The organism is Erwinia sp., assembly GCF_031978025.1.
In the GTDB taxonomy this organism is placed as follows: domain Bacteria; phylum Pseudomonadota; class Gammaproteobacteria; order Enterobacterales; family Enterobacteriaceae; genus Erwinia.
Genome location: NZ_DALZCD010000345.1, coordinates 1 through 3,934, shown reverse-complemented (window position 1 = coordinate 3,934; position 3,934 = coordinate 1). Strand labels below are relative to the sequence as shown.

The following is a 3,934-nucleotide window of genomic DNA, read 5'->3' as shown; positions in this document are numbered from 1 at the left end:
AGTGCATTCCTCTCAAAAAAGTGACACTCTTACTGCTTTGTTATGCGGTTAGAAAGAGGGGAGGGCGGTCAGGGGCAGGAAGAATGGGGCGCGACGCCCCATTAACAGACTATCAGCAGCTGCCGACCAGCGCTTCCAGCTCGGGACGGTTGGTGACTTTGCTGTCGATTTTCACGTAGGCGCTTCGCTCTTCCGGCACAATAAAGACGGCGGCTACGCCCGGCTGTGCTCTCAGACGTTTTTCCAGCGCGGCGGTATCCGTAATATCATCGTGCAGCACGATACGCAGGCTACTGACGTAAGGCGGTTCCTGCATGGTGCAACTCACCAGCAGCCAGACCACGGCAATAAAAGCGCCGACCACAAAAACGGTGGAGGCATCGAAATGGCCGTAAAGCCAGCCGCCCAGGCTGCCGCCAATCGCCACGCCGATAAACTGACTGGTGGAGTAGACGCCCATCGCGGTGCCCTTGTAACCCGGTGGGGATTCTTTACTGACCAGCGAAGGCAAAATCGCCTCCATCAGGTTAAAGCCGATAAAGAACAGCTGTACGCCAATAACCAGCGTCCAGAAGTGACTGCCGGCGCCCCAGAGCACAATCTCCGCGATCAGGATAATCGCCACGCAGGCAATAAAAACGCGTTTCATCTGGCGTTTAACTTCCGCGTAAATAATAAACGGGATCACGCCACAGAAAGCGATCAGCATGGTGACCAGGTAGACTTTCCAGTGCTGCTCGGCCGGGAAGCCGGCCTGCTCGAACTCGCCGGGCAACGCCACAAAGCTGGACATCAGCAGAATATGCAGGCACATGATGCCGAAGTTGAGCTTGACCAGGCGGCTGTTACCCAGCACGGCACGGAAGCTGCCCTTAACGATGCCGGATTCGCGGTTAAGCATATGGTTGGATGCCGACGGCACCACCAGTAGCGTAATCACGATGCCGCTGGAGGCCAGCAGCGCAATCATCCAGAACAGCGCATGGAGGCCCAGAGCATGCGTCACGATCGGGCCGAGTACCATAGCGATAGCAAAGGTCACCCCGAAACTGATGCCGATAAAAGCCATCGCCTTGGTGCGGTTCTGCTCGCGCGTCAGATCGGAAAGCAGCGCCATGACTGCCGCTGCGATCGCCCCGGATCCCTGCAGCGCCCGACCCAAAATCACCCCCCAAATGGAGGTGGTGCTGGCGGCGATGACGCTACCGAGAACAAAAATCAAAAGCCCGCCAATAATCAGCGGCTTACGGCCAATCCGATCCGAGAGCAGGCCAAAAGGAATTTGAAAAACGGCCTGTGCCAACCCGTAGATACCGATAGCAAGACCTATCAGCGCCTCACTGGCTCCCTGTAATGCCATGCCGTAAGTGGTCAGGACGGGCAGAACCATAAACATGCCCAGCATACGCAGGGAGAATACCGTTCCCAAACCCCATGTCGCACGCAGTTCGACCGGAGTCATTTTATTATCGTTCATTACTACCTCAGTTTATCTGGTGAGCATATTTTAAGGCGTTGGGAAAGGTGGGTAAAATTATTATTAGCGAGAAGTGGTAACAAAAAGAAAGGGCGCGATAATCGCGCCCTTCGGAGGAGGTAGACGTTACCTGACCAGGGTCAGTAAATCCTTTGAGGCCGGCGTCATAAAGTCGACCGACATCATCACGCTCAGTGCCGTAATGGCAACGATGGAGAAAACGAACAGCTTGCGTGCCCAGACGCGGTCGTTCTGCGTCTTGTAGCCCGAAAGCGCCATTCCCAGCCACCATACGCTCACGGCAGCGGCGACCACCAGATATTTATAGCCCGCATAGCCCACCAGCGTCAGCATCAGCGTGGCAACCATAAACGCCAGGATATACAGCGTAATATGGTTTTTCGCCACTGAGATACCTTTTACCACCGGCAGAACCGGGATATTCGCTGCCTGGTAATCTTTAAAGCGGAAGATAGCAATCGCATAGGAATGCGGCATCTGCCACAGGCTAAAGATAGCCAGCAGGATCAGCGCGCCAGCGTCGAACTGGTTGCTGACGGCACAGTAGCCAATTACCGGCGGCGCTGCGCCGGAAAGACTACCAATCAGCGTGCCGTAGACGGAGTTACGCTTCATATAGAGGCTGTAAACACCGACGTAAATCACAAAGCCCATCACCGCCAGCCACATGGCCAGCGGGTTTGCTCCGAGATACAGCAACGCGAATCCAGCAATACCCAGAACGGTTGCATAAACCAGAGAGACTTTCGGAGAAATGAGGCCTTTTACCAGCACACGGTTTCTGGTTCTCTCCATTTTTACGTCGATGTCACGGTCAATAAAGTTGTTATAAACACAACCCGATGCGACCACCAGCGAGACGCCGACTAAGGTGGTGAGAAACAGGGAATAGTCGATGCTGCCTTTAGAAGCCAGCAGAAATCCCCCGATGACAGAAATTAAATTTCCGAAAATAATTCCTGGTTTCGTTACTTGTAGGTATTGCTTAATCATCACAGGCGACTCTTTAACGGACCATCATGTTGTAATTGAGGTTCCACATAATCCATATAGAGCCCACTACGACAATCAGAATGATGACGGCGGAGAACACTATCGCCACCAGATTCCAACGCTGATCGGTAGACGTGCTGAGGTGCAGGAAGTAATAAAGATGCACCAGCACCTGTACCACGGCTGCAATCACCACCACGGCCAGCATTGTCGATTTAGACGCGCCGCCTTCCATGACGATCCAGAATGGAATCGCAGTCAGGATGATCGACAGAATAAAGCCGATCATATAGGTCTTCACGTTACCGTGAGAGGTACCATGATCGCTTAATGTTTTGCTCATTAAATGACCCCCAGCAGGTAAACGATGGTAAACACACAGATCCAGACCACATCCAGGAAGTGCCAGAACATACTCAGGCACATCAGGCGGGTGTGGTTGGTGGACGTCAGGCCCTTAGTGGCCACCTGATACATCATCACCAGCATCCAGATCAGACCGCAGGTTACGTGCAGACCGTGCGTACCCACCAGCGTAAAGAAGCCAGAAAGGAAGCCGCTGCGCTGTGGACCAAAACCTTCGGTAATCAGATGATGGAACTCATAGATTTCCATCGAGATGAAGCCGATACCGCACAGGAAAGTTAGCACCAGCCAGCCCAGAACGGCGCCTTTTGAGCCTTTTTCCATGCTGATGACAGCGAAGCCGTAGGTGATAGAACTCACCAGCAGCAGCGCGGTTTCAACCAGAACAAACGGTAATTCAAAAATATCTTTCCCTGACGGTCCGCCAGCGGTGCTGTTGACCATGACAGCATAGGTCGCGAACAGCGTGGCGAAGATGATGCAGTCGCTCATCAGGTAGATCCAGAAGCCAAACAGCTTGTTGGCCCCCGCATCGTGATGCCCATGCTCCGCATGGGCGTCGTGGTGTTTAGACAGAGTTTCAGTTGACATTTTTCAGACCTGCTTTGCTAATTTCGTCAAAGTGCTGATTCTCGATTTTTTCGATTTCGGCAACGGGAACATAGTAATCCACGTCTTCGTCAAAGCTCTTGATAATCCAGGTCAGGATCATGCCGAGGAATGACAAGCCTACCAGCCACCAGATATGCCAGATAGCAGCAAAACCAAACACCAGACTGAAACCACCAATGATGATACCCGCGCCGCTGTTCTTCGGCATGTGGATCTCTTCATACTTAGCCGGACGTTTGTAAGCTTCGCCTTTCTCTTTCATTTCCCAGAACGCATCGCGCTCGTGGATAACTGGCACTTCAGCAAAGTTATAGAACGGTGGTGGTGAAGAGGTTGCCCACTCCAGTGTACGACCGCCCCATGGATCACCCGTCAGGTCGCGAAGCTGCTCGCGGTCACGTACGGATACCCAGAACTGAATAACCTGGCACAGAACACCACAAGCAATCAGAGCCGCGCCCACTG

At 53.2% G+C, this 3,934-nt stretch carries 4 protein-coding genes and 1 pseudogene; all 5 read right to left on the bottom strand.

Annotation, left to right across the window (positions count from 1 at the left end; translation table 11 throughout):
• Nucleotides 1–112: 112 nt before the first annotated feature.
• A complete protein-coding gene (locus tag RTK32_RS19875; RefSeq protein ID WP_312046975.1) occupies nt 113–1,477 on the bottom strand; it encodes an MFS transporter in 1,365 nt (454 codons plus the stop codon).
• Nucleotides 1,478–1,603: 126 nt separating this feature from the next.
• On the bottom strand, nt 1,604–2,491 hold the full coding sequence (gene cyoE, locus RTK32_RS19870; RefSeq protein ID WP_312046976.1) for a heme o synthase: 888 nt from the start codon (nt 2,489–2,491) through the stop codon (nt 1,604–1,606).
• A 13-nt stretch (nt 2,492–2,504) separates the two neighbouring features.
• Complete coding sequence (locus tag RTK32_RS19865; protein WP_312046973.1) at nt 2,505–2,834, bottom strand: cytochrome o ubiquinol oxidase subunit IV; 330 nt, start codon at nt 2,832–2,834, stop codon at nt 2,505–2,507.
• On the bottom strand, nt 2,834–3,448 hold the full coding sequence (locus tag RTK32_RS19860) for a cytochrome o ubiquinol oxidase subunit III (RefSeq protein ID WP_312046972.1): 615 nt from the start codon (nt 3,446–3,448) through the stop codon (nt 2,834–2,836). The genes RTK32_RS19865 and RTK32_RS19860 overlap by 1 nt, the downstream gene beginning before the upstream one ends.
• A pseudogene (locus RTK32_RS19855) lies at nt 3,438–3,934 on the bottom strand (cytochrome o ubiquinol oxidase subunit I); the annotation flags it as partial. The pseudogene RTK32_RS19855 and the gene RTK32_RS19860, both read right to left, overlap by 11 nt.

Bases quoted from the DNA above. Each gene is read 5' to 3' on its own strand.
- RTK32_RS19875 (WP_312046975.1), bottom strand. From the start codon at position 1,477: ATGAACGATAATAAAATGACTCCGGTCGAACTGCGTGCGACATGGGGT.
- cyoE (WP_312046976.1), bottom strand. From the start codon at position 2,491: ATGATTAAGCAATACCTACAAGTAACGAAACCAGGAATTATTTTCGGA.
- RTK32_RS19865 (WP_312046973.1), bottom strand. From the start codon at position 2,834: ATGAGCAAAACATTAAGCGATCATGGTACCTCTCACGGTAACGTGAAG.
- RTK32_RS19860 (WP_312046972.1), bottom strand. From the start codon at position 3,448: ATGTCAACTGAAACTCTGTCTAAACACCACGACGCCCATGCGGAGCAT.